Source organism: Acidobacteriota bacterium, from assembly GCA_016208495.1.
Taxonomy (GTDB): domain Bacteria; phylum Acidobacteriota; class Blastocatellia; order Chloracidobacteriales; family Chloracidobacteriaceae; genus JACQXX01.
This window is the reverse complement of sequence record JACQXX010000056.1, coordinates 14,396-39,558: the sequence shown is the minus strand read 5'-3', so window position 1 is coordinate 39,558 and position 25,163 is coordinate 14,396. Positions and strand designations below refer to the sequence as shown.

At 50.6% G+C, this 25,163-nt stretch carries 17 protein-coding genes; 8 read left to right on the top strand and 9 right to left on the bottom strand.

Annotation, left to right across the window (positions count from 1 at the left end; translation table 11 throughout):
• Positions 1-256: 256 nt before the first annotated feature.
• From rpoZ to HY774_09840, 4 genes are all read right to left on the bottom strand, one after another.
• Positions 257-481 carry a DNA-directed RNA polymerase subunit omega gene (gene rpoZ / locus HY774_09855; GenBank protein MBI4748782.1) on the bottom strand — a complete coding sequence of 75 codons (225 nt, stop codon included), beginning with the start codon at positions 479-481 and terminating at the stop codon, positions 257-259.
• Positions 478-1,137: a guanylate kinase gene (gmk, locus tag HY774_09850; GenBank protein MBI4748781.1), complete on the bottom strand. Its 660-nt coding sequence runs from the start codon at positions 1,135-1,137 to the stop codon at positions 478-480. Before gmk ends, rpoZ begins: the two co-directional genes overlap by 4 nt.
• Positions 1,127-2,002: a YicC family protein gene (locus HY774_09845; protein MBI4748780.1), complete on the bottom strand. Its 876-nt coding sequence runs from the start codon at positions 2,000-2,002 to the stop codon at positions 1,127-1,129. Before HY774_09845 ends, gmk begins: the two co-directional genes overlap by 11 nt.
• Before the next feature lie 307 nt (positions 2,003-2,309).
• Positions 2,310-4,160 (bottom strand): ATP-binding cassette domain-containing protein, encoded by a 1,851-nt coding sequence (locus HY774_09840; protein ID MBI4748779.1) that lies wholly within the window; start codon positions 4,158-4,160, stop codon positions 2,310-2,312.
• A gap of 302 nt (positions 4,161-4,462) precedes the next feature.
• Between HY774_09840 and HY774_09835 the strand changes: the two genes are divergently transcribed.
• The 6 genes from HY774_09835 (at position 4,463) to HY774_09810 (ending at position 12,815) form a co-directional block, all read left to right on the top strand.
• Positions 4,463-4,963 carry a PASTA domain-containing protein gene (locus HY774_09835; GenBank protein MBI4748778.1) on the top strand — a complete coding sequence of 167 codons (501 nt, stop codon included), beginning with the start codon at positions 4,463-4,465 and terminating at the stop codon, positions 4,961-4,963.
• Positions 4,951-5,646 (top strand): ribulose-phosphate 3-epimerase, encoded by a 696-nt coding sequence (locus HY774_09830; GenBank protein MBI4748777.1) that lies wholly within the window; start codon positions 4,951-4,953, stop codon positions 5,644-5,646. The genes HY774_09835 and HY774_09830 overlap by 13 nt, the downstream gene beginning before the upstream one ends.
• A gap of 251 nt (positions 5,647-5,897) precedes the next feature.
• A complete protein-coding gene (gene bamD / locus HY774_09825) occupies positions 5,898-7,028 on the top strand; it encodes an outer membrane protein assembly factor BamD (protein MBI4748776.1) in 1,131 nt (376 codons plus the stop codon).
• Between the two features lie 386 nt (positions 7,029-7,414).
• Positions 7,415-10,360 carry a hypothetical protein gene (locus tag HY774_09820; GenBank protein MBI4748775.1) on the top strand — a complete coding sequence of 982 codons (2,946 nt, stop codon included), beginning with the start codon at positions 7,415-7,417 and terminating at the stop codon, positions 10,358-10,360.
• Positions 10,361-10,937: 577 nt separating this feature from the next.
• Complete coding sequence (locus HY774_09815; protein MBI4748774.1) at positions 10,938-12,182, top strand: RRXRR domain-containing protein; 1,245 nt, start codon at positions 10,938-10,940, stop codon at positions 12,180-12,182.
• A gap of 45 nt (positions 12,183-12,227) precedes the next feature.
• Positions 12,228-12,815, top strand: a complete 588-nt coding sequence (locus HY774_09810; protein ID MBI4748773.1) for a hypothetical protein — start codon at positions 12,228-12,230, stop codon at positions 12,813-12,815.
• A 50-nt stretch (positions 12,816-12,865) separates the two neighbouring features.
• Here the strand turns inward: HY774_09810 and larB are convergent, their stop codons facing one another.
• The 3 genes from larB to HY774_09795 all read right to left on the bottom strand — a co-directional run bounded on the left by larB (position 12,866) and on the right by HY774_09795 (position 19,207).
• Positions 12,866-13,612 (bottom strand): nickel pincer cofactor biosynthesis protein LarB, encoded by a 747-nt coding sequence (larB, locus tag HY774_09805; protein MBI4748772.1) that lies wholly within the window; start codon positions 13,610-13,612, stop codon positions 12,866-12,868.
• Positions 13,613-13,899: 287 nt separating this feature from the next.
• Positions 13,900-18,450, bottom strand: a complete 4,551-nt coding sequence (locus tag HY774_09800; protein MBI4748771.1) for a hypothetical protein — start codon at positions 18,448-18,450, stop codon at positions 13,900-13,902.
• 406 nt (positions 18,451-18,856) lie between these two features.
• Positions 18,857-19,207, bottom strand: a complete 351-nt coding sequence (locus tag HY774_09795; GenBank protein ID MBI4748770.1) for a hypothetical protein — start codon at positions 19,205-19,207, stop codon at positions 18,857-18,859.
• A gap of 492 nt (positions 19,208-19,699) precedes the next feature.
• On the opposite strand from HY774_09795, the gene HY774_09790 reads away from it, so the two are divergent.
• The gene (locus tag HY774_09790) at positions 19,700-20,377 is read left to right on the top strand and encodes a TetR/AcrR family transcriptional regulator (GenBank protein ID MBI4748769.1); all 678 of its coding nucleotides are present in this window, start codon (positions 19,700-19,702) and stop codon (positions 20,375-20,377) included.
• 97 nt (positions 20,378-20,474) lie between these two features.
• Here HY774_09790 and HY774_09785 read toward each other — a convergent pair whose 3' ends face one another.
• Positions 20,475-21,275, bottom strand: coding sequence for a response regulator (locus HY774_09785; GenBank protein MBI4748768.1), 801 nt, complete (start codon positions 21,273-21,275; stop codon positions 20,475-20,477).
• Between the two features lie 431 nt (positions 21,276-21,706).
• Positions 21,707-22,753: a VWA domain-containing protein gene (locus HY774_09780; GenBank protein ID MBI4748767.1), complete on the bottom strand. Its 1,047-nt coding sequence runs from the start codon at positions 22,751-22,753 to the stop codon at positions 21,707-21,709.
• A gap of 527 nt (positions 22,754-23,280) precedes the next feature.
• Between HY774_09780 and dnaA the strand changes: the two genes are divergently transcribed.
• Complete coding sequence (dnaA, locus tag HY774_09775; GenBank protein ID MBI4748766.1) at positions 23,281-24,675, top strand: chromosomal replication initiator protein DnaA; 1,395 nt, start codon at positions 23,281-23,283, stop codon at positions 24,673-24,675.
• Positions 24,676-25,163: the final 488 nt, after the last annotated feature.

Below are 25,163 nucleotides of genomic sequence, written 5' to 3'. Positions count from 1 at the left end.
AATTTCGCCAGGTCAAGGGTACAAATAAGGATTTGTCAGTACCACCCGCGTGAGCGGGTGGATTTTGGAATCAATGAGGCCCACCCACTGACGCGGGCGGTACTGACTCATCGGCTCTTCTGATTCGTCTCCAACACAAAAGCCAGTAGAAGCAGCATCATTCAGCCCTCACAACCGCCATGACACAGTCAACGTTCTGAACCTTCAACAACAATGGCGTGAGCAAAGTGCCTCACGCCATTGTCTTTCATCAAAACTAAAATTCGACTTCGACTTCTTTCGCCTTTCGCGGCGGAAGGATTTCAAACGGGATCATTCCCTTATGGACTTCTTCGAGTGCAACCCGGGTCGGTTTGTGTGAGTTAGAAACCAGTCGGGGAGAATCGCCTTTCTGAATTTGCTTGCTGCGCCGGGCAGCAATCAAAATCAGGCGGTATTTGCTGTCAGCGTAATGCAGCGATTTTTTGTCTTTGTCAGTCATCGTTTTACTACTCCTTCAAAGGTGGAAACCAGGTTTCTCAAGATATGCTCTGAACGTCGCCACCGGACGCGTTCAGAATGAACAATTGAAATCAAATACTGTGTAGCAGCTTCTAAATCATCATTGATAATCACGTAGTGAAATTCCCGAAAACGTATAACTTCGTCGCGAGCATTGCGCAAGCGTTGTTCAATGTCTTCAGGTTTATCCAGCCCACGTGACCGCAACCGTTGCGCCAGGACGTCAAAGCCAGGCGGCATAATAAACACCTGCGCCGAATGGGGCATGACCTGACTGATGAGCGAGGCGCCCTGCACATCAATATCCAGGACAATATCTCGTCCACGAGCCAGTTCGTCCTCGATCACCCGCCGACTGGTACCATAAAAATTCCCATGGACATGGGCTGATTCCAGAAATTCTCCGCGCTCGCGCATTCGCAAAAATTCATCCACGGAAACAAAAAAGTAGTCTTTCCCGTGCTGTTCCCCAGGACGTGGTGCGCGTGTAGTGTAAGAAACAGAATAGCCCAGGTTATCAACCGATTTTAACAATCGAGCCAGCAAGGTTGTTTTCCCAGCTCCGGACGGTGCCGAAATCACAATCAATCCGCCACGCCGGGTAAGCGTTTTTCGAACATCGGCCTCATTCGACATTTTGCACCTGTTCCTTAATTTTCTCGACTTCCATCTTGATAGCTAACGCCGCCTGAGTAATCGGGACGTCGCCGGACTTTGAAAGAATGGTATTTGCCTCGCGATTCATTTCCTGGGTGAGAAAATCCATCTGTTTTCCAAGTTCGCCCTGAGCCCCAAGAAGCTGGCCAAACTGGGTCAGGTGACTTTTGAGCCGGGCAATTTCTTCAGTGACATCGCTACGATCCGCCAAAAAAGCTGCTTCCTGGGCCAGTCGAGCCGGGTCAATTTCGCCTTTATCGCGGATCAGATCCGTGATGCGGCGTTCAAGTTTTTGCTGATACGCCTCAACCACTTGCGGTACCATGGCCTCGACTTCAGTTACCCGGCGGCCAATGTGCTCTAACCGAAGTGTCAATTCCGCAACGAGTTCGGCGCCTTCGGCCATGCGCATTTGTTCCAAATTCTCCAGTGCCTGCCCAAGCGCCGTGGTCAACCCCGTGGCAAGCTGCTCAACCAGGTCAGGTCCAAGTGCGGCTGATTGAATGGCTCCAGGCAATCGGGCAATCAAACTCAAATCAAGCATGCCATCAACACTGGTGGCTTCCTGAGCCTGGCGCAAAGCCGCAACATAGCCACGCACCAACGGAAGATTCACATCATAACTCACTTCACGATTTGGCTGAACGACAACAGAGACCTCGACTCGACCACGCTTGAGAACCGATTGGACTTGTTTTTTCACCCGGTTGTCCTGACCTGAAAACTCGACCGGAAGCCGCATCACAACATCGAGAAACCGGCTGTTGACCGTTCGCACATCAACATTGATGGTAAAATCTTGCATTTCGCATTTTGCGGTGCCAAAGCCTGTCATGCTTTTCATGGGTTTTTATTCCAGTTGGGAGTCAGTAGTCAGTAGTCAGTAGTCAGTAGTCAGTACAGTAGTCAGTAGTCAGTAGTCAGTAGTCAGTAGTCAGTAGTCAGTAGTCAGTAGTCAGTAGTCAGTAGTCAGTAGTCAGTAGTCAGTAGTCAGTAGTCAGTAGTCAGTAGTCAGTAGTCAGTAACTGAGTGTTGGGGTTTTGGAATTCATGTCAAGTGTATTTGATTCTATTTGAGTCAGTTATAAACAATTCTTTTCAAGAATTCGACGGATTCAACGATCCGGGTTTTATCTACTGACTACTGACTCATCAACTACTGACTACTGACTTATCAACGACTGACTCATCAGCAAACTGAAGGTCGTACAGTCGGCGATACAACCCGTTGGCAGCCAGGAGTTGATCGTGGGTGCCAGTCTCGACAATCTGACCGGCGTTGAGAACTACAATTTTATCGGCTTGTTGAATGGTCGAGAGGCGATGGGCAATCACCAGTGTGGTCCGTTCACGAGTCAAATTGGTCAATGCCTGTTGAACAATCCGTTCCGATTCGGTATCCAGGTGGGAAGTCGCTTCGTCGAGCAATAAAATCGGCGCATTTTTATAAAGCGCCCGGGCAATGGCAATGCGCTGACGTTGGCCGCCTGAGATTTCCTTGCCTGACTCACCGACATTCACCCTGTATCCACCACGTTCTTCAATAAACTCTTGAGCATACGCGGCTTTAGCGGCTTCCTCAACTGCTTTTGGATCAATTTCCTTGGCGCCATAAGCAATATTATATTGGAAGCTTTCCTGAAACAGGATGCTTTCCTGTGACACCATGGCCATTTGAGCTCGCAATGAAGCCAGTTTTGCCGCTCTCACATCCACGCCATCAATTAAAACAACCCCGGAATCACAGTCATAAAACCGGAGCAACAGGTTGAGCAATGTGCTTTTCCCGGAACCGGTTCTCCCGACCAGTGCCACCATTTGTCCTTTTTCAATCACCAGATTCACCCGATCAAGGGCTGGGGTTGATGTGCCTGGATAGGTAAAGGTGACGTCTGAGAACTCAATTCGGCTGGAAAAAGAAGGCAACTCAACCGCATCTGGCAAATCCTGGATTTCTGTATGTTGATCAAGCAGCCGAAAGACCCTGGCCGCCGCCGCCGCCACCTGGCTGTAGGCATTGTGCGTCTGGCTGAGTTTGCGGACCGGATCATACAACTGAAACAGTGCCGCCAGCGTCGCCGTCACACCTCCAATCGTAATTTGCCCGGTCGCAATCAGATACTGGGTGTAGTAAATCACCACGGCCCCAATGCCGACCCCCATTAAATCCATGATCGGAGACGGCAAAAAGAGCGCCCGCGCAGTTCGGAGGTTGGATCGGCGCAACCGCTCGGAAACCACAAGGAATCGTTGCTCTTCGAATTTTTCGGCACCAAAAGCTTTTACAATCTGTTGATGGGAAAGGGTTTCCTGGGCAACCCCGAGGACTTCCTGAACACCTTCCTGGGTGGCATGGCTCGTCATCCGAAGGCGTTTGCCAAACCGGGCCGTGAGCGTGGCGACAAAGGGAACAACGGCCAGCGAAACCAGCGTCAGTTTCCAGCTCAACACAAAGGCCAAAATCAAGAGACAAATCAGGGTGAAGCCTTCCCGAAGGGCATCCGCCAGATACAGTGAAACCGCCAGTTGTGTTTTTTCAACGTCGCTGATGATGTGGGCCGTCAAATCAGAGGTCCGATGCTGGTGGAAAAAACTGTTCGACTGGGCCAATAAATGCGCAAACAGATCCTGGCGCAGATGAACGATGACCTTTTGGCCGATAGTCGTCAGCAAATAATTCGAAAAAAACTGGCTGACCCCACGCAAAAAAGTAAAACTGACCATCAATCCCAAAATCGAATACCAGAAAGCAGTTCCCTGGGGAAGCCAGCGATCAATCAAAAGAAGGGAAGGGGAAGAGTTGGGGGCCGTATTTCCAATTGAAGCTGGCAGAGAAGCTCCGACCGCAGCCGGTGAAGAGGCGGTCAGTCCATCGAGAATTGGCTTGATCAAGGCGGTTCGGGCCGCTTCAAAAAGACCAACGCACGCTGTCAAAATTACTGCCAGAAGCAGGATGCCGACATAGGGCCGGACATACCGCACAAGTCGCCAAAAAGTGTGCATAAACTCAGATGAGGGAAGGAAAAAGAAGCGCGAGTATCGCAGTTTCCCTGGAAAGCGTCAAGAAAGGTCTTGACAGTGCACGTTGAAAGCCCGTTTGGAACCGTGTACACTTGCTCCCCCATCTGGGAAAAACTAATTTTCGGCTGACATGGGATTTACCACACTGCAACGTCATCACCACCTCATCAGGTGGCTTTCGATGCGCGGCATGACTGAAAACCCGAACATCCTTTTTCTGATTCACGATTGGGCTGGCCGTGTGTGGATCCACACAGGGTTCGGCACATATCGCCCGAGAAAACATGGGTTTTGCAAAAACACTTTGGATTATTCTGCGACGACTGTTGATGATCTTGATCTTTGCGGTTGTTTTTATTTCCAGTGCGATCCTGACCTACTACTTCTCCCGTGGTGAAGAAGTGGCTGTCCCAGACGTGATTGGTAAAAACGAAGATCAGGCTCGGAAAAGTGCGGCCCAGGTCGGCATGAAGGTCGAAGTGATTGATGTCTTTGATTCCCAGGAACAACCCGGTAAAGTGCTCCGCCAGTATCCGAAACCTGGCGCCATCATCCGCAAAGGCGGGTCAACCACGCTTCGAATTAATGTCAGCCGCGTGAAACAAACCTCGCGGACCACAGATTCACCCCCACTTGCCCCTCCAACTCAACCGTCCCTGGATATGACTCCGTGGAGCGAAGATCTCTGCGGCGTTCTTATTGCGTTTCGGCTGCCATCAGATCACAACCAGACCGAGCGCTCTCGAAAATCAGTTTCGCCTTCCCATTTGGTATGCCAGTTATGATCCCTGAAATTAAAATTGCTCCTTCGATTTTGTCGGCTGATTTTGCCCGGCTCGGCGAACAAGTCCAGATGGTTGAAGCGGCTGGCGCCCAGCTCCTCCACGTTGATGTGATGGACGGCCATTATGTCCCCAACATCACGATTGGTCCGCTGGTGGTCGAAGCCCTTCGCCGTGTTACAGATATGCCACTCGATACCCACCTGATGATTTCAGAGGCGGATCGCTACATTGACGCCTTTGCCCGGGCTGGATCTACTTCGATTTCAGTCCACGTCGAGGCCGTCACCCATTTGCATCGGACCCTTGAAGCCATCCGCAAGCTTGGTGCCCAGCCAGGCATTGCCATCAACCCAGGGACCTCGCTGGCATTGCTGGATGAAGTGCTTCCCTATGCTGATTTTATCCTGATCATGACGGTCAATCCGGGATTTGGCGGTCAAAAGTTTATTCCCACCTCGCTTCAAAAAATCGCTCGGCTGCGTCAAATGATCACTGAGCGCAATTTGAATGTTCGCATCGAAGTTGATGGCGGTATTGGTCCAAACAACGTCCGGTCGCTGGTCGAACACGGCGCCGAATGGATCGTTGCCGGCTCAGCTATTTTTGGGGCTCCGGACATCGGGGCTGCCGTTCAAGCAATGCAGGCCGCAGCCGAAGGGCTTGCCACTGCAAATATTTCATAGCGCTTCGTTTTTCGGTTCAGGCCCAAAAGGTCACATATCGCGCGGCCAGACTCATCCCCTCACTCAATACCAGTGAACTCCTCCGGTACGCTCGATCTGGTTTGTTTTTGTAGCCAACAGGCATCAATCGCACTCGTCAGAAAAAATAACATTATCCATCTGTAACGTATTGACTTCAAAAACAATTATATATAGCTCTCTTGACCAAACGACTGCCCCGAAGACGACAAACATTTTCACAAAGGAAGTTTATGGCATTCAAACGGATATTGATTGGATTCTGCATTGGTCTGCTGGCGCTGCAGGCGATTGGTTGCGGCGACAAGGCGGCCAAAAAGGTTGAAAGTGAAGCCCCACGCGATGGACGTGACCGGGAAATTTACGTTGACGGGCTGAAGGCGATTCAAAAGCGACGCTATGAAGAAGGCCGCATCCTGCTCAACACCATGATCAGTACCTATGACAACAGCCCGATTCTGCCTCTAGCCAAGCTCCTGATTGCCGATTCGTTTTATCGCGAAGGCGGCTCATCCAATCTGGCTCAGGCTGAAGTGGAATATCGTGAATGGCTGCAGTTTTTCCCAAATCATCAACTGGCCGACGATGTGCTCTTGAAAATTGCCGATATTCACATCCGCCAGGTTGATGCCCCAAACCGGGATTGGACCGAAGCCCGCGCGGCTGAACGCGAACTGGTACGGATTCAAAAGGAATACCCCCAAACCGACCTCAACCCCGAAGTCAAAGACAAACTGAAATTTGTCCGCGAGCAGCTCGGCATGCACGAACTGGGCATCACCCGGTTTTACTTCAAGTACCGTCAGGGGTGGAATGCGGTTGTTTCGCGTGGCCGGGATATGTTGAAAAAATATCCTGAATTTTCCTATGTTGACGAAGTGCTCTTCCTGGTCGGTTCGGCCCTGGTTGAGAAGGAAGACACCCCCGAAGCCGCCAAGTATTTTTCACGTCTGGTGCGAGAGTTCCCCAATAGCGAATATCGGGATAAAGCGGCTGAATTCCTGGAACGGTTTGGGATGGAAGTTCCCGATCCAAGTCCAACGGCTGAAACCAAGGAAACCCTGGTTGAACGCAAGGGATTGCTGGCACGAATGAAGACTGAAATTTTTGGTGCCAACTATGACGTCAATAAAGATGGTGTCGTGCTCACCAAAAACGAGCAACTCAAACCGGAAATCGAAGCCATGTTTAACCTGCCGAAAACTGATCTGACGACGCCGGATGCCACCTTGACCACGGCTGGCGGCAAGGTCAAAACCTTTAACAAAGACGACGAAAAGCAAAAACAAAACGGCACTCAGAATTCATCCGAAACCCCGGTTGTCAAACAAAGCAATGAGAAAAAGAGCCGGGGACAAAAGTAAGGCAACACGAACTGTTTGTTGCACAGGCCCAGGCAAATAGCAGACAATCAAGGGAGCAACGGAGATAATCTTCGGGGCTCCCTTTTCCTTATCACCCATAGGCGCCAAGAACCGTGGGCTTCGCACCACGGCGACCCTGCGGGCCTCAAACCGTTATCTTGGCCGTCTCCCTGTCTCCCTGTCTCCCTGTCTCCCTGTCATCTTGTCACCCGGTCACCCGGTCACCCGGTCACCCTGTCTCCTTGTCTCTCTGTCTCCCTGTCCCCTGTCCTCCTGTCATTTTGTCATTTTGGTTGTCAGAATTCCGTGGTTATGTACCATAGGAATTGGGTCAAACAACTCCACACATCTCAATTCAATCAGGCTTCATTCACGTCAATAAAACTATGAAGAAACGTCTTTTCCTGTTTGCTGCGTGTTTTTTATCGCTCTTTGCCGGTCTAGCAACTGTTGCTCCGGCACTGGCTCAAACGCCAACTCCACAACTGGCAACCAGCCCCGCCAGCTTTGATTTTTATGCGCGGGGTCCCTACCGGGAAGAATTTCCCCGCCCGTCAAAAATTCTGGGATACGAACCCGGTGAATTTCACACCAACTATGCCAGCTTTGAGCGCGTGCTGCGTGAGTATGCCGGTAAATCAGACCGATTGAAGGTGATTGAGCGCGAACGCACGGCTGAACGCCGGACCATGTACCTGCTGGCCATCAGTTCTCCCGAGAATATGGCCCGTCTCGACCAGATCAAAGCCAATGTCGCCAAACTGGCTGACCCACGGACACTGTCTGAAGCCGATGCCAGGAAACTGGCAGCCGAAACACCAATTGTGGTCTGGCTCAGCTATAACATCCACGGCAATGAATCAGCCGGGTTTGAAGCTGCCATGCACACGTTGTATCAACTGGTTGCGAGCCAGGATCCAAAAATTGTTGAAGCCCTGAAAAACACGGTTGTGCTCATCAATCCGGCCCAAAATCCTGATGGTCACGAGCGATTTGCTACCTGGTACAACGCGGTTGGAATTGGGCGGGCTGAACCATTTGCAATGGAGCACGATGAGCCGTGGAGCGTATATGGACGCAACAACCACTATCTGTTTGACCTGAACCGTGATCTGATTGCCAGCTCTCAAATCGAATCACAGTCTTCGATGAAAGCGTTTCTGGAGTGGCATCCACAGATTTCAGCCGATCACCACGGACAAACCGCCAATTTCTTTTTCCCGCCAGCCGCACTGCCCATCAACCCAAATTTGCCAAAGGAAACCACCAACAAATGGCTGGATGTGATCGGACGTGGCAATGCATCGGCCTTTGACCGATATGGGTGGAATTACTATGTCCGTGACGTGTTTGATCTGTTTTATCCAGGGTACTGGGATAGCTGGCCGGCATTAAACGGCGCAACCGGAATGACATACGAAACCGATGGCGGCGGGTGGAAAGGACTCAACTGGCGACGTGATGACGGCACCAACGTCACGTTTCGCGATGGGATTGCCCGGCACGTCACCGCCAGCCTCGCTACAATTGAAACGGCTGCCGCCAATCGTGAAGCCCGGCTCTTTGATTACTACCAGTTTTTCAAAACCGGGATTGAAGAGGGAACGAAAGGCAAAATCCGTCAATTTGTGTTGTTGCCGGGGAAAGATCCTGGCCGGACCAGCAAACTGGTGGCCAATCTGCTTCGCAACGGGATTGAAGTTCAACAAGCCGGCGAATCATTTTCCGCCAAAGGAGTCCATGATTATTTTGGGTCAGCCGCTGGCAACCGTGAATTTCCAGCCGGAAGTTACATCGTCACACTCAATCAACCCCAAACCCGAATTGCCAAAGCGCTCCTGGAACAACACACGCCGCAAGATGATGAGTTTCTCAAACGCCAGAAGGAAAAGCGCGAACGCAATGAACGTCGCGGGACCAGCGCCCCAAAAGAAGAGCAGGATTTCTATGATGTAACGGCCTGGTCCTTGCCGCTGGCCTATGGCGTTGATGCGTACTGGCTTGAAGAAGCCGCTGCTGTCAAAGGTGACTATGTCGTCAAGGTTGACACAACCCAATTGATGCTGGCCTCAAAGCCAAATACCACCGCTGGAAGCCGTTCCGTTCCGATTATCCCTGAAGCCAAAGCGCCTGCTCGTGCAACCACCGCTTACGTGTTTAAACCTGATACTGAAGCCGGTGACAAACTGGCGCTGACACTGCTGAGCGAAGGCTACCGCGTAGCCACGGCGGTGCGTCCGTTACGAGCCGGCGGGAAAGACTATCCAGGCGGGGCATTTATTGTTCGGGTCGAGCGAAATCCTGAAATGCTCCATACCCGCATTGCAAAGCTGGCAGTTGAACTTGGCGTTGTCGTTGACAGCATCAACACAGCGTACACCGACACTGGCATCACTGGAATTGGTTCGGAATCAGTCTTCACGTTAAAAGCTCCAAAAATTGCCATCATCGCCAACGAAGGCGTGAGCCAGACGTCCTATGGCGCGACCTGGTTTTTGCTGGAAAAAGAATTTGGGGTTGAGTTCACACCCATTTCAATTGATGTCTTTAAGGGCATTCGCATGGCTGATTTCAACGTGCTGATTCTGGCGGATGGCAGCCCTTATGCCTACAAAGAACGCTTTGGCGAAGGTGGAATCCAAAAACTGAAAGCATGGTGCGAAGAAGGCGGCACCCTCATTTGTCTGGGAAATGCCTCCGCGTTTGCGGCTGACAAAGACGTGGCCCTGACCAGTGCGCGAATTGTGGATGGCGAAGACTCGAAACCAGAGGAAGCCAGAACCGATTCAAAATCTGACGATACTGAGGATTCAAAATCCAAAGACACTGAAAAACCTGAAAAATCAAAAAACAAACCGGATGCCGACAAGAAGGACTCTGACAAAAAGCCCGAAGCTGACAAGGAAAAATCCGACGAAAAACCAAAAGGCGGAAAAAAAGAGAAGAAGCCAGAACCGCTTCCAGTCCCTGGTGCAATTATGAAAGCCAAAGTGAACCGGGATCACTTCCTGACCTTTGGGTATGATCAGGATGTCTTGCCGGTGCTGGTCAATTCTGGAAACTTCTTTAAATTGACCGACACCGGAAATAACGTCCTGACCTTCGAAGGAAAAAATTTGTATTTGTCAGGCTACATCTGGGAAAAAAACACCGACCAGTTCATCCAGGATACCGCATACGTGGTTGAAGAACAGGTTGGCGGCGGACACGTGATCCTGTTTGCAACCGAACCCAACTTCCGGTTCATCTGGCATGCGTCAACCAAAATGTTTCTCAACGGATTGATCTATGCCCCAGGCTTGAGCGGAGTCAGTGCCGGGTACCGGCATTGAAAAACAGGGCTGAAGACATCGGGCTGAAGAAGTCGGGCTGGGGGCTGGGGGCTAAAGACATTGGGCTGAGGTCTTCGGGCTAAAGACAACGAGGGATTGAGATTGGTTTTACCCATTTCCTTCAGCCCTGAGCTTGCGAATCTTCAGCCTCTCAGCCCAATGTTTTCAGCCCAACTTCTTCAGCCCCCAGCCCAATGTCTTCAGCCTCAAAAATTATCCAGCCCCCCGAAAACAAAATATTCAAGTCAACTACCCGGCCCTAAAGGGCCAGGCTTGAGTCGTGCCAAGGCCCGATGCCACGCTTGGAGTGGCCGAGGTGTTTGGGTGTGGTTCAAGCCTCGGTTGACCAGACCCCCTGGCGAAATCCAGGGAACCGATAGGGAAGAAATTAGGTACCGGCGGATGCCGCCTCAGTCCGCCGCTCTACGGTAACGTGTTAAAAGGAACGGGAGGGAATTCCGGTGCGCGTCACGTCAAACCTTCCCATATCCGGTCGAGAGGAGGACGGATTCAACCAATGGTCACAGTTGGTTGATACGCGCAACTCTCCGCAAGGAGAAGAGAGGACATTTTTCTTATGTTCGTTTTTGTCTATGTTTTGAATTGTGAGGGGAAACCGTTGATGCCGACGTCGCCGGCCAAGGCGAGGTGGTTGCTCAAAGAGGGGAAGGCGAAAGTGGTTCGGAAAACGCCATTTACCATCAAACTGCGGTTTGGTTCATCGGAGTACAAGCAGGAAGTGGTGGCTGGGATGGACAGTGGAAGCGCCAAGGTTGGCACAGCGGCGGTGGCGAATGGGAAAGTGATGTATCAGGCGGAAGTCACCTTACGCACTGATGTTTCGCGCAAGATGGAACAACGCAAAGCCTATCGCCGGACCAGGCGCAGCCGAAAAACACGCTATCGCCAGGCGAGATTTGAGAATCGGGGAGCATCGCGCCGCCCGGGCCGGTTGCCACCTTCGATTCGGAGCAAAGTCGAGTCGCATCTTCGGGAACGACGACAGGTGGAACGGCTGTTACCTGTGACTCGATGGAAGGTGGAAACGGCAAGTTTCGACATTCACAAGCTGGTCAATCCGGAGGTAACCGGAGTTGAATATCAAAACGGACCGCTCAAGGACTGGTATCATGTCAAAGCCTACGTGCTGCACCGGGACGGCCACCAGTGTCAAAGCGGACAAAAGATCAACCACAGCCTCAAACTCAATGTCCATCACCTCCAGTTCAAGAGTCGTCAGGGCGGTAACCATCACGGAAATCTCCTCACGCTGTGCCTGACCTGTCATCAGGCGTTGCACCAGGGAAAGTTTGAGATCAAACCGAAACGAAATGTGACCAAACCGGCGACCGAAGCGGGGATCATCGCGTCCCAACTCAAGGTATCCGGCTGGGAGTTTGAACCAACCTTCGGCTACGAAACCAAATACAAGCGCGAGCAGTTCCTGAAGTTGCCCAAGTCTCACACCACTGATGCGATTGCCATTTGTTGTGAGGATGGCGAAGTCGTAGAAGCCGGGAACGGAAATGTTTTCGTCAACCGTCACGTCAGCAACGGCGATTATCAGCAAACCACCGGCAAACACAGCCAGAAACGGATTCCAACCAGCAAGCTGTTTGGGCTGCGCAAGTTTGATTTGATTCAAACTGTGAAAGGAATCGGGTTTATCACCGGCAAGCGCAGTAGCGGGTATTTCGCTCTGGGTGCAATTGACGGGACTCGTCTCACCGACAGCGTCAACATCAAAACGAACTGTGTTCGGTTGAGGGCCAGAACCACAACTTTACTTCAAAGCAGGAGCAGCCTTTCCTCCCGGCCCTAAAGGACCGGGTTTCCACGCTGAAGATAGGATGAAAGTGAGCACACTATGACACGCACAATATGGATGATCACTTTGATGGTGGGTCTTGTCTTGTCGTTTTCGCTGATAGCGATAGGTCAGGAACCCGTTGGACGCCAGGTAGTGAAGGGCTATCTGGTTGATAAACAAACGGCCCTGGATTTTCTGCAATATGAAAATCCAGAATCAAAAGCAAAGAGCTACACCAAACAACAGGCGCTTTCAAAAGAAGCCCAAAAGAAAGGCTACGGCATCCTTTCCGGTTTCACCTTTCTTCCATTTGATGGTGACGGGAGCAAACAGGCCAAAAAACTTTTTGAACGAACCAGCAAGCAGGCTGGTCTCTATGTTGAAGCTGAAATCGTCAGACGCGACAAGGTTGAGACTTTTTCACGGACGAAAGACACCATGGATCCACTGAATAATCAGTACAATCTGCCTCCGGGAACAGCCATTCCGTCAAAGGAATCTGAGAGCGGTGCCAGTATTCGTTCCGGGTGCCGGGTTCCGGGTTCCGGGTTCCGGGTTCCGGGTTCCGGGTTCCGGGTTCCGGGTTCCGGGTTCCGGGTTCCGGGTTCCGGGTTCCGGGTTCCGGGTTCCGGGTTTTCGAACTGAATTTCTTTTCGTCCTTTTCGTCCTTTTGGTTGTTTTCCCGGAACCCAAAATTACAGCCGGTTGATCATCGAAGCCACATACCCGGCGCCAAACCCGTTGTCAATATTGACCACGGTCACATTGGAAGCACAGCTATTGAGCATCCCAAGCAAGGCTGAAAGCCCACCAAAGGCGGCACCATAGCCGACACTGGTCGGAACGGCAATCACCGGAACGGCCACCAATCCACCGACAACCGACGGCAAGGCGCCCTCCATTCCAGCTACACAAATCACCACACGCGCCTCACGAAGCCGGTCTTGTGCCTTGAAAAGCCGGTGAATCCCAGCCACGCCAACATCAAATAACCGCTCGACTCGATTTCCCATCGTCTCGCACGTGACCACGGCTTCTTCGCACACTGGAATGTCTGAAGTCCCAGCACACACCACCAGAATCAATCCTTTTCCCCGCATCGTTTGGTCCCGTCGAATGCTAATTGCCTGAGCCGCCTCGTGAAATTGGGCTGCCGGGGAAAGTTGCAGGATGGCCTCATACACCTCAAAAGTTGTTCGGGTAATCAGGACATTGGGGCTCCGACCAAGGAGCGACCTGGCAATTGTCACGACCTGCTCTTTTGACTTTGAAGCGCCAAAAATGACTTCTGGAAATCCATGGCGGGCCGAGCGGGCATGGTCAACAGTGGCGATACCAAGATCCTCAGACGGCCAGCCTTCCAACCGTCCGACAATGTCTTCCAGTTGATGATGGCCTTGTTGAAATTCGCGAAGAAGATTTTCGAGTTCAGCACGAGTCATTGTATTCAGGGTTTTGAAAACAGGGTTCAGGGTTCGGGGTTCAGGGTTTTTGGAAGGTATGGTTTAAAATAGTACCTCGCTGATATTTTATCTGCATTTATCCCGTTTGTCTTTTACCCTGAACCCTGAACCCTGAACCCTGAACCCTAAAAAAAGAAAGAGTTGAGAAGGCAGTGTTGCTGATTCACAACATCTGCCCGCTCAACTCTTTCTGATTGTGAATTATTGAATTGAACTATGACTCAGAAACTTCATTCATAATTCATACTTCATAATTCATAACTGGTTTATCTAATCTTGCTTGGGGCGCGGAACTGACCAATCGAGCTACCAACCGTGGCCGTTTGTGGCGGATTTGGATTTCCGGTCACAAGCTGCCAGGTACCACCGGCCAGGATGCGACCTTCAATGCGGTTGTTGGCTGTGTCGCCAACAATGACTGACGTATCACCCGCAAAAGCACCCGTGGTAAACAGGCAGAAGGTAATCCCTTCCGGCAACCGGGTTTGACCAAGGCTCACACCCGAAGTTGTCAGCACCGTGGCTGGACCTGGAACCGCACCAGGGAAGAGCAACACCCGGTTGTTTCCAGTATCGGCCACTCCCAGATCGCCAGCAGCATTGACGCCGACGCCCTGTGGGTTGCGAACCTGAGCCAGACCTGAACCAGATGAGGCAAAGGTCGTTCCAGTGTTGGCCGCTGCCACATCAGCATTGGCAATGCTCAAAATCCGGCTGTTGGCACTATCGGCCACAAACAAGGTATTGGCCGTTGTGATCGCCAGCCCTTGCGGAGCTGAAACACGTCCAGCGCCTGTGCCAGAAGCCGCCAAAATAATTGCCGGCCCCGCAACACCGCCATCCAGTCGGAACACGCGCTGGTTGCCGGTGTCTGAAACATAGAGGTTGCCGGCTGCATCCAGTGCCACACCGGATGGGGTTTTGACGGCTGCCGGGTTGATGGTTGAACCCGTTGTGGCAATCACCGTCCAGGTCAGACCACCATCGTCTGAACGCAGAATTCGGTTGTTGCCGGTATCGGCCACAAACACGAGGTTGCCGCCATCGCCGGCTGCCACCGCTTCTGGGTTCTTGAAGCCGTCAATGCCGTTTAAGACATCCGTTCCAAGCACCGTCCAGGTGGTGCCATCATATTTCTGAATTCGGTTATTGTTGGTATCCGCCACAAACAGGAATGGCAACTCAAGACACGAGGTGACTGAAATCGTGACGGTATCGCTTGAAGCCGGACATGGGGCATTGGTGATGGTCCATTGCAGGACGTAATCACCCGCGCCATCAGCCGGGGTAAAGGTCGTGTCAGGATCAGTCATGCTTCCAAACTGAGTTGTTGACAAGTCTGGTCCTGAAACCACCGTCCAGCTTCCAGAGCCGACGACTGGTGTATTGGCGTCAAGTTGAACCGCGCTGCCGTCATTACAGACCGATTGATCCGGACCAGCATTGGCCGTGGTTGGTGTGGCTGTAAAGGTAATCACAACCGTGTCTGTGGAAGATGGGCATGGTGAATTGGCAATCGTCCACTGCAGCGTGTACACACCAGCGACGCTGCCAGTCGGCGTGAAGGTCGTGGTTGGACTGTTCACGTTGGCGAACTGGGCAGTTGAAGTTGATGGACCTGAAACAACCGACCAGGCACCTGATCCAAACGTCGGCGTATTGGCCGCCAGCGTGGCTGGTGCGGATGAAATACACAGGCTTTGATCTGGACCGGCATTGGCTGTTGTCGGTGATGCCACAAAATTAATGACCACCGTATCGGTTGAGGCCGGGCAGCCTCCGCCAACCGGAGCAATTGACCATTGTAGCGTGTAGGTGCCAGGTCGCGTGACTGGCGTAAAGGTGGTGGTTGCCACGGCTGTATTTGCAAACTGAGCACTTGAGGTGCTTGGTCCGCTAATGACCGACCAGGTCCCTGAACCGCTCGATGGTACGTTGGCGGCTAGCGTGACAGCGGTGGTCGTTTGACAAACCATTTGATCTGGCCCGGCATTTGACGCCGTTGGTCCAGCATTCACCGTCAAGGTTGCGGTATCAACTGCATTGGCGCACGGGCCGTTCAACACCGTCCAGGCCAGGGTATAGCTGCCGGCAGTCGTTGGAGTAAAGGTTGACGTCGCCAAAGCGGTATTGCTGAACTGGGTGGAACTGGTATCTGGTCCGGATTGAACTGACCAGGATCCAGTGCCAACGGTTGGAACCGTGGCCGTCAAGTTGACGGCGGCTCCGGTACAGACCGTGCCATAGCTGGCTGGCCCGGCATCGGCTGTCGGTGTGGCATTGACCGTAAAGGTCTGACCCGTGATAAACGGCAGGCCGGTTACGGTTGGGGTCACACCGGTTGAATTGGCCATATTGAGCCGCAGCATACCGTTCCCGGTTGCCGCCGCCGCCGTTCCTGTGTTCACAACCACATCCCACGTCGCCGTTGGTGCGGCACCGACCGCTGTGGTTGAAGTGATTGATTCACCCGTCAGATTGCTTGAAACATCTGTCAGGCTGAAGTTGCTGTTGGTCACACCGCTCACTGGCGCCGCAAACGTCACCCGATAGGTCACGCTAGCTGGCGTTCCGCACACCGGGTTGGTCGCGCTCTGACGGTTGATTGAGGTTACCGTTGTGCTGCCTGGGCCGGCTGAAAGCGGGGTGCAATTCAGCGCCACTGACAACAAATAGTCCGCCACCAGTGGAACCGGTGCTGGAGCAGTATTGGTCGGGAACGATCCAGCCGTCGTAAAGACCCGGACATAATAGGTTCCGGTATAGCGCGCCACAAAGATCAGGGCTTCAGAAGTTGAGTTGGGGGTGGCTGAAGTCAGGCTTCCAGCACCAGAGGCATTTGAAGAACTCCCAGCCGTATCATTTGCCCGGTCAAGCAAGTTCCCATTGGTGTCAATCAAATCAATGGCCGGGTTAAAGGTGCTTGTTGTATCGAGACGATCTGGATTTGGGTCCACACTGACGAAAATGGTGTCTCCAGCCGTGGCGGTAAATTTATAGACGTCGGCATCAGTTACAGCACTGAGTGCCCCAAAGAAATATCCCCCAGTTTGAACATCAGGATCATCAAAGAAATTGTTCGCCATTGCGGTTTCAGCCGTCGCCATCGCCGATGGCGGCTGCACCACGTGGAAAATTTCATACGGCGCGGCATTGGAGGTGTTAACCCGTAAGAAGGATGTTCCAGACGGAACCGTCACACCGGCCAAATTTGGCGAAGATCCACCAAACTGATTCGTGTTGTCATCCGTGTCAGACTGCAACGTGTCGGTGGTGGTGGTCACCCGCAGATCAAATTCACCCGTTGAACTGCTGTAGGCACCATTGACAATCGCAAACAATCGAGAGTTTGCCGTCGCAGCCGTCACCGAGTAAAAGTCAATGTCACCTGAGGTGCCCATCTGGCCTTCCACACCGCAGGTCAACGGCGTCGCCGTTCCGGTAGTGTCGTTGTTGCCTGTCGTCGCTTCGTTTTCAAAATTACTGCACTGAGTTACTTGCAAAAAGTAGCCATTTTGTAGAGTTGAACCAGTATCATCAACAAACAAAAAGACTTGTTGTCCAGCCGTCAAACTCACGCACGAAATGGTTTCATTGATGGTTGACCGATTTCCAGCCGCAAAGATTGTCACAGTGGCCGGCGCACCAGCCGCCGGACAGGTGGTTGACAAATAGATCATTGCATTTGGAATAGTAGTCGAGATAGGGGTGGCATTGGTCAATTCAAAGGTATAACGACCAGCCGAAGGCGCCGTAAAGCTATATACCGTATCCCGCCCAGGTGCGGTAGTTGGAAGATTCCCAGCATTGTTTCCAGCGGGACTGGTGGTCCACCCTGTATCGCCAGAAGTCACCGTGTAATCATTGGTGGCTCCCTGCAAGGTACCTGGCACAATGGTACCAAGGGTCAGGACTTCAGCCGTTGAACCGGCGGTACCGCACGTATCATTGGGCGGTGTATTGGTTGAAACAAAAAGCTGAACGCCATTGGCTGGCGGTTGCAAAGGCAGTGGCGACGTACCACCAGGGCCTGGATTATCACGGCGGTAAACCAGGATGTAATAATCAGTTCCAGCCGTCAATGACTGGGCCTGAATCAACGACTGACCACCTCCCGCCCCATCATCGCTACACACAAGCTGAGTAAACGGTCCTGCGCATGATGGTGCCGTAAATATAGCCATTGCCGTATCAACGGGAAAAGAGGTTAACCCTGATGGAGACAAAGAAGTAAAGGTAGGAGCTGGGGCAAAAAAAGTGTTTGGAAGCTGGCCGGTACCGGTCTCACCGACACTTTGTGTCATGAGCCGATACAAACCGGTCGTGGTCGGTGTAAATCTGAACCAGGTTCCAAGAAAATCAGATCCGAGCGCACCACTGGCGATTCCACACGTCCGAACGGGGTCGTTGGTACTGGTGGCTGAGAACACGTTGACCAATGGGCTCACATAAGGAAATGGACCGCTTGCCGGAACCACAACGGCCCCAGAACACATATCGTTGGAAGGAGCGAGTGGAACGTGCGGCGCAAAAACACCAGCTTTCGAAAAATCACCTGATTCCTGGCTTTTCTTTTGTTCAGTCTCAATCAAGGCATTCTTCTCTTCATTGGTCAATTCTTTCTGCTTCTCTTCTTGAGGAACAGACTTCTCCTGTCGAGAAGTTGAAAATACTTTGTTGATCAATCCTTTGCCGCTACTGGCAAGGGACGAGGGTGCGGACAGAAACGGCATGGCGGCAAAGCCAAGCAGTGTCAGCACCATCAGGAATCCAGCCAGGCGTTTGGCGCGGCTGGATAGGTTTTCTGTAAGACGCATAATTCTCCTCCCGGGGGTCGAACTGCATTTTTCTGGCACAAATTATTGGTGGATTGAAAATTTCATGGCCCAAACACTGGACTCCTCAAAGAGGGAGGTCTGTGATCTGCAGGTGTGTAAAAAAATGCACAACTTCTGGTGCCCTTCGCTGGCGGGGAGCGAAGATAAAATTCGATTAAAAAGTGCCGTGTGATTGAAAAATTGAGTTCGGAATGAACACAGAGTAAAGGTTTTGAATTTGTTACATCAATATAACAATATTGTCAACCTAACAACCTGACTTCAGAATGAATTCGACAAAAAAAGAAAAGGACGTTTTCCTGGCGGAAAACGTCCCGTAAAGAATCAAAAAAATGTAGCGCTACACGTTTAAGGAGGAGTTGCTACGACTTAGAAAATTCAGTACTTACTCAAACTGTAAGGCCGCATTCAGCCCTTTAAATTCAATTCGGCTCAGGCTGCGCGTGCCGTTCTGGTTATTGAAGACGACGACATCATTGGCGGCTGATTTCTCAAGGGAGGTCAGCTTGTAGGGGACACGGGCCAGTTCCTTTTTGCCGTCCAGAATCACCAGTTCGCTATTTTGGTCATCAACAAACTTTGCGGTGTAGGTCCCCGCATTGATGGTCTGACCTTGAATGACGCAAGCCCGGGGCAAAGTCATCTTTTTGCTCACATTGCGGGCCATCGCCGGCACCACGGCCAATCCCACCATTACCACCACAAGCATCAAACGGGTCACAAATGCACGCACCATATCACTCACCTCATTAAGTTTGGAAAGAGTTGCCAGAAGAGCTTTGGAAGATTCAAGATGAATTCATCCAAAATGAACTTGAACTTTTATTCAGTTTTGATAAACGTAAAATATGAACTCAAGTTCATTTTGTCAAGAAAAAAAACCGGAGATAAAACCAGGGCTGAAGACTTCGAGCTGAAAACTTCGGGTTTGGGGCGGAAGAAAACGGGTTCAATACCCTGAGCCCGTTTTCTTCAGCCCGACTTCTTCAGCCCTATGCCTTCTGATGCACCAGGTCAAGCGCGTCATGACAGATTGAAAATTGTCTAGTACCATCTTGATTATCCACGGGTTACCGTTATCACCTTCGACTTGTCGCCTAACTCTCTCCGAAAATATTCACGTCTGAACCATCCAGGCAGCTTGTTATCCAATGACAGGCATCACCAATCTGTCGGTATTTCTTGCCCAGGGATTAGAAAAAGAAGTCGCAAAGATTGTTGTTATTTTATGAATTCATATTTCCAGGAATCTACCCCATCAACTGCAACTGAAGCCGTCAACCGTCCCAAACAGGCACGCAGCCGCCGAACCAGGGAAAAAATCATCGAAGCCGCCTTGAAGCTGTTTAATGAACGTGGCTTTGAAAAAACCACGTCCAATGACATTGCCCAGGCGGCTGAGGTGAGCATTGGCTCGTTTTATGTGTATTTCACCGACAAGCGACAGGTCTTACTGCTGGTTTTGGAACGGTTGCTCAGTGAACGCATTGATGCCGTCTTCAGCAATTTTCAGGCCGATGACCATACCCTGCCAAGCTTACGCAAACAAATTCGACAAGCGGTGGCCCGTGCTTTTTACAACAAATGCCTGACACCAGGACTGACACGAGTTATCCAGGAGTTAGCTGGTAAGGATGAAGAAATTGCCCAGTTGAGAAAAAAATTTATTGAAAAATCAATTCATCAATTGAGGGACATTCTGGCGACTTGCGAAAGTCAGGGGTTGACCAATGAAGTAGATGTCAACATTGCGTCGCGAGTCATTAACCACGCTGTTGATGCTGTGGCCTATGAATACATGCTCTCAGGCAACCGATCTGAAGAAGACAAACACGTCTTGATCGAAGAACTCACCAATATGATCTTTCGCTACGTTTTTAAGCCCATAAAAGAAAATGAAGAATGAAGAAAGTGGTTAGTGGTTAGTGGTTAGAAATCAATACTTTCGAAGAAGAACCAAGAACCAAGAACCAAGAACTAACCACTAACCACTTTCTTCATTCCTACTTCAGCCCAAGTCGGTTTTTTAAATCCGGAAGATAATTTCGGCTGGCACTGACCTCGTGACCATTGGAAAGCCGCAACAACATGCGTTCATTTGAGAGAGGGGAGAGTTCGCGAATAGCGCTTAATCGCACGGCAGCCTGCCGATGAACCCGGATAAACTGTTCTGGATCAAGGCGATTGAGCAAATCTGTCAATGTCTCATTTGACCAGTACCGGTCTTTTTCAGTGACCAAAAACAACAACTGACTCTCCATTTCGAGGCATACCAGTTCATCCACTGAAAGAATAAACAGCCGCTGATTTTTTCGCCCAACCACTTGCCGGGCAAAGGTCGAGCGTGGAGGTAAAGCCGCCAGAAGTGATTGAATTTGGTTCAATTGGGGTATGGAGCCAGAGGGTGATTGGGGGAGGGAAGGGGCAGGTTGGGTTGAAGAGGGCTGTTGAAACTGACGCCGGCACCGTTCCAATGCCTGGCCAAGCCGATCCTCGGCTACAGGTTTCAGCACGTAATCAGTTGCGCTGACGTCAAAAGCCCGAACGGCATATTGATCATAAGCCGTGACAAACACAAACTGCGGCAATTGCTCAAGCTGCAGGGTGCGGAGTACATCAAACCCGTTAATTCCCGGCATTTGAATATCCAGAAAAACAACGTCAGGCGTCGTGGATTCAATCAACTGCACGGCACTTGGGCCATCTTCAGCCTCACCAATGATTTGGCAATCCGAATGGTGCTCGATCAAAAACCGAAGCTCATCGCGGGCAAATGGTTCATCATCAACAATTACAATTCGCATAGAGAGAAACTGAATCAACTTCGGGCTATTTTACTCAAAAACAGGACGGGAATTCCCAAAACACCAACCTTCCACTCCAGTTGCCTCTATTTTCCTCAAAGCCGTCTAACTCCTTTGGAAATGAGCACTCTGCAGAATGTTTTCCACAAGTTTTCCACAAGTTTTCCACAGGCTCTGTGGAAAACTTAAGTCCGTAATCCATCGGGAAAAAGCAAGTGTATTTTTTGATTACTCCGCACCAGACTTGGAGTTGCGCGTAAAGTTGTGATTTTCATCAGGGTTACATTTCCACAGGATGGGAACTTTTTCCACAAGTTTTCCACAGCCACTGAAAGTTTTTTTGCACAGGGCGGTAGAATGTAGAATGTAGAATGTAGAATGTAGAAAATAAGAGGTTACTGCTTCTCAATTCTTCATTCTTCATTCTTCATTTATCGCCGATCTTCCCTGGCTGCGGTGTAACCAGCTCGGGTTCGCACCGCCAATTTGCGTTTTGGATCAATGGCTTTGACACTGATCTTGCGATAGGTGCCGTCAGCTTTGTCATTGGTCGGAGTGTAACTCAGCGTGTATTGGGTTCGCAGGTCGGTGTTGATTTGCCGCGCTATTTCGTCTAATTCGGCCAGAGACTGCGGGAAGAACGCCCGGCCACCTGTTTCATTGGCCAGACTGGAAATCAGCTCTACAGCCTTCTCACGTTGTGATTTTCGAAAAATCCCTCCCGAATCAGGTAATTCATCCGGAAACCCGACGATATAGACCTGGACATCATACTCATGCAACAACTGAATCAGGTCTTTGGTCTTGTAAAAGCTGTCACGGTCATCGCCATCCGACATCACAATGACCGCTTTGCGGCGGTTTTTCCCCTCCTTGTGGGCATATTCGGCTGAGACCGCCAGCGCATCAAGCATCGCCGTTCCGCTATTGGCAATCAGGTTGTCGAGTGCATCCTGGATGTCTCCGATGCGGGTGGTAAACTCTTCAACCAGTTCGGCTTTCTCCTTAAAATCCACGACAAAAAACTCATCGCCTTTTTTGGCCGACCTGGTCATATAGAGCGCGGCCTTGACCACGGTTTGGAGCTTGGCACGCATAGAACCACTGGTATCAATTGCAAATCCAAGGCTGACTGGGGCTTCTTCACGCGTGCAGCTTTCAATGGTTTGTTGAACCTGGTCTTCATACACCTGAAAATTGTCTTTGGTAAGATCGCCCACAAAATGATTGTCCTTGTCAAAGACAGCCACATCCAGCAACACCAGGTCTGACTTAATCACAATCCCATCGTCATCGGACTGTGCCCCAGGGCTTTTTTTCAATGCCGGTTTGGTCGGGCGTTCTTCTTTTTGCCCAGCCGACTGGGCAAAAACAGCCGTCGGAACGACAAAATATTCAACCAACCCAAATGGAATCAAAAGGATAATCGAAATCAGCCAGGCAGTCAGGCGATGTGAACCAATGCAATGGGATGACATAAAAAGCACATACCTCCACACAGAAAAACCAGTCAATGAAAAAGTGTTGATTTGCAGAAATGAATCCAACCCCGGGGAAAGTTCCAACCAATGTGGGAAGCTGGTCTGTCCCCAACCTCATGTCGGATTCTTACAGAGCTTTATGGCGTTGTCTATTTGGCAGTTACGAAAAAGGTCTTGGGTTCAAGGTATTTTGGAAAACGTGAAGGGCAAAACGACCAACGGCCCAAGACCCTGATTTTAGGGTATCAGGACTTTCCCAAAGCAACGCAAGCGCTTAGAAAAAGCCTGTGGATTTCTTCTTGTGCTCCCCCCTTCAGTATGCTAGTCTGGCAATTGCTCAAAAGAACTTTTTTTCAAGCTAAGTCAGTGTAAGGTAATAACTTACAGTTTTCCTTTAAGTCTCAAACGCCCTCATTTTGCCCTGTGGAAAACCTGTGGAAAACCTGTGGAAAAAGTTCCTTTTTCACTTTTGAAACAAGCCATTTAACCCTCAAATATTTCAGACTTGGTTGAAGAGTTGCAGTATGGATAAAACTCAATGGGAAGCTTTTTTGTTAGAACTCGAAAAGCGGATTAACCACGAAAGCTTCAATACCTGGTTTAAACCTTTGACGTTCCATTCGATCACCGATGCGGAATACAACATCGGCGTTCCAAATGAGTTATTTCGAAACTGGATTGAAGAAAACTACAGCGAGATTCTGGAAGAGTCGCTGGTGGCTATCGGGGTTTCGCATTTGGCACCAGCACTGGTCATTACCGAACTCGCAGCCGAAGCAACTGCCAGCCCCCAAACTTCAGTTGTTCCAGATATTTACCGCTCATCAGCGAATGGCTCACGTTCAATCTACCCGACAGAACCAACCGATTCCAATACCAACACCCGGTATCTGGATTTGGAACCGACCGAATTGCCACTCAATCCAAAATACACGTTTGAAACGTTTGTGGTCGGCTCGTGCAACCAGTTTGCCCATGCGGCGGCAATGGCGGTGGCGGATGCCCCATCTCGAACCTACAACCCACTTTTTGTCTATGGAGGCGTGGGACTGGGCAAAACCCATTTAATGCATGCCATTGGGCAGGCGGTTCGGGAACGCAACAACCAGTTGCGACTGGCTTATATCTCGTCAGAGAAATTTATGAATGAGCTCATCAACGCCATTCGGTATGACCGGGCCCAGATGTTCCGAGAAAAATACCGAGGAATTGATGTCTTAATGATTGATGATATTCAGTTTATTGCAGGAAAAGAGCGGACCCAGGAAGAGTTTTTCCATACCTTCAACGCGCTCTATGATGCGCAAAAGCAAATTGTCATCTCCAGTGATTGCCCGCCGCGTGAAATTCCAACGCTCGAAGAACGGCTTCACTCCCGGTTTGAATGGGGGCTGATTGCAGACCTGCAACCGCCGGATCTGGAAACCAAAGTCGCGATCCTCAAACGAAAAGCCGAGATCGAACGCGTAGACCTCTCAGATAATGTGGCACTGTTTGTGGCTGGAAAGATCAAATCCAACATCCGCGAACTGGAAGGTTCACTCATTCGACTCGTGGCCTATGCCTCGCTCAACCGCCGCCCGATTGATATCGAACTCTGCAAACAAGTCCTCAATATTGAGGAAGACGAACGCATCATCACGGTTGAAATGATTCAGCGCGTTGTGGCTGACCATTATGGATTGCGGCCAGGAGATCTCAAACTCAAGAACAATTCGCGCAATATTGCGATTCCACGTCAGGTTGCCATGTATTTATGTAAGCAGCTTACCTCCCGCAGCCTGCCCGAAATTGGCCGCGAATTTGGCAACAAGCACCACACCACTGTTTTGCACAGCATTGAAAAAATCGGCCAGCTCTATCATTCCCAGGGCGATTTCCACCGGCTCATCAACAGCCTGATCAGTACGCTGAAATAGGATCCCAACCTGGACACTGCCCGTCATGCGCTAAAGTCTTCTGACTGAAGACGTTACAGGTTCCCAGGCATAATATATCTCCGTACAAAACAGTAGCGAATTTTAAAACACAACGAATAGTGAAAAATCAGGCCACTCTCAAACGATCAAAAACCTGTGAAAAACAGGAGTTTTCCACAGGTTTTTCCACAGGCAGGTAGTACTTATCATATTTGTTTTCAATAACTTCTATTTTTTTCCACAGGCACTCTCAAAACACCCTGTGGAAAACTCGGAAAATCTGTGGAAAACTCATCAAACCTGTGGAAAACTTTTTGGGGTCAAAAAAGTTTTCCACAGGGTCGGGGAGTTTTCCACATTTTTTCCACAGGTTTTTCCACAGGTTGAACATCACTTAATTGTTCTGAATAAAGAACATCCCCGAGTTTTCCTTTTTTTCCACAGGCCCTACTACTACTACTAGGGATTTATATATAAAATGTATTTAT

What these genes read in the sequence shown, in the direction of transcription:
- dnaA (MBI4748766.1), top strand. Translation starts at nt 23,281, where the DNA reads ATGGATAAAACTCAATGGGAAGCTTTTTTGTTAGAACTCGAAAAGCGG.
- HY774_09820 (MBI4748775.1), top strand. Translation starts at nt 7,415, where the DNA reads ATGAAGAAACGTCTTTTCCTGTTTGCTGCGTGTTTTTTATCGCTCTTT.
- bamD (MBI4748776.1), top strand. Translation starts at nt 5,898, where the DNA reads ATGGCATTCAAACGGATATTGATTGGATTCTGCATTGGTCTGCTGGCG.
- HY774_09845 (MBI4748780.1), bottom strand. Translation starts at nt 2,002, where the DNA reads ATGAAAAGCATGACAGGCTTTGGCACCGCAAAATGCGAAATGCAAGAT.
- gmk (MBI4748781.1), bottom strand. Translation starts at nt 1,137, where the DNA reads ATGTCGAATGAGGCCGATGTTCGAAAAACGCTTACCCGGCGTGGCGGA.
- HY774_09790 (MBI4748769.1), top strand. Translation starts at nt 19,700, where the DNA reads ATGAATTCATATTTCCAGGAATCTACCCCATCAACTGCAACTGAAGCC.
- HY774_09830 (MBI4748777.1), top strand. Translation starts at nt 4,951, where the DNA reads ATGCCAGTTATGATCCCTGAAATTAAAATTGCTCCTTCGATTTTGTCG.
- HY774_09810 (MBI4748773.1), top strand. Translation starts at nt 12,228, where the DNA reads ATGACACGCACAATATGGATGATCACTTTGATGGTGGGTCTTGTCTTG.
- HY774_09815 (MBI4748774.1), top strand. Translation starts at nt 10,938, where the DNA reads ATGTTCGTTTTTGTCTATGTTTTGAATTGTGAGGGGAAACCGTTGATG.
- larB (MBI4748772.1), bottom strand. Translation starts at nt 13,612, where the DNA reads ATGACTCGTGCTGAACTCGAAAATCTTCTTCGCGAATTTCAACAAGGC.
- HY774_09795 (MBI4748770.1), bottom strand. Translation starts at nt 19,207, where the DNA reads ATGGTGCGTGCATTTGTGACCCGTTTGATGCTTGTGGTGGTAATGGTG.
- HY774_09800 (MBI4748771.1), bottom strand. Translation starts at nt 18,450, where the DNA reads ATGCGTCTTACAGAAAACCTATCCAGCCGCGCCAAACGCCTGGCTGGA.
- HY774_09780 (MBI4748767.1), bottom strand. Translation starts at nt 22,753, where the DNA reads ATGTCATCCCATTGCATTGGTTCACATCGCCTGACTGCCTGGCTGATT.
- rpoZ (MBI4748782.1), bottom strand. Translation starts at nt 481, where the DNA reads ATGACTGACAAAGACAAAAAATCGCTGCATTACGCTGACAGCAAATAC.
- HY774_09785 (MBI4748768.1), bottom strand. Translation starts at nt 21,275, where the DNA reads ATGCGAATTGTAATTGTTGATGATGAACCATTTGCCCGCGATGAGCTT.
- HY774_09840 (MBI4748779.1), bottom strand. Translation starts at nt 4,160, where the DNA reads ATGCACACTTTTTGGCGACTTGTGCGGTATGTCCGGCCCTATGTCGGC.
- HY774_09835 (MBI4748778.1), top strand. Translation starts at nt 4,463, where the DNA reads ATGGGTTTTGCAAAAACACTTTGGATTATTCTGCGACGACTGTTGATG.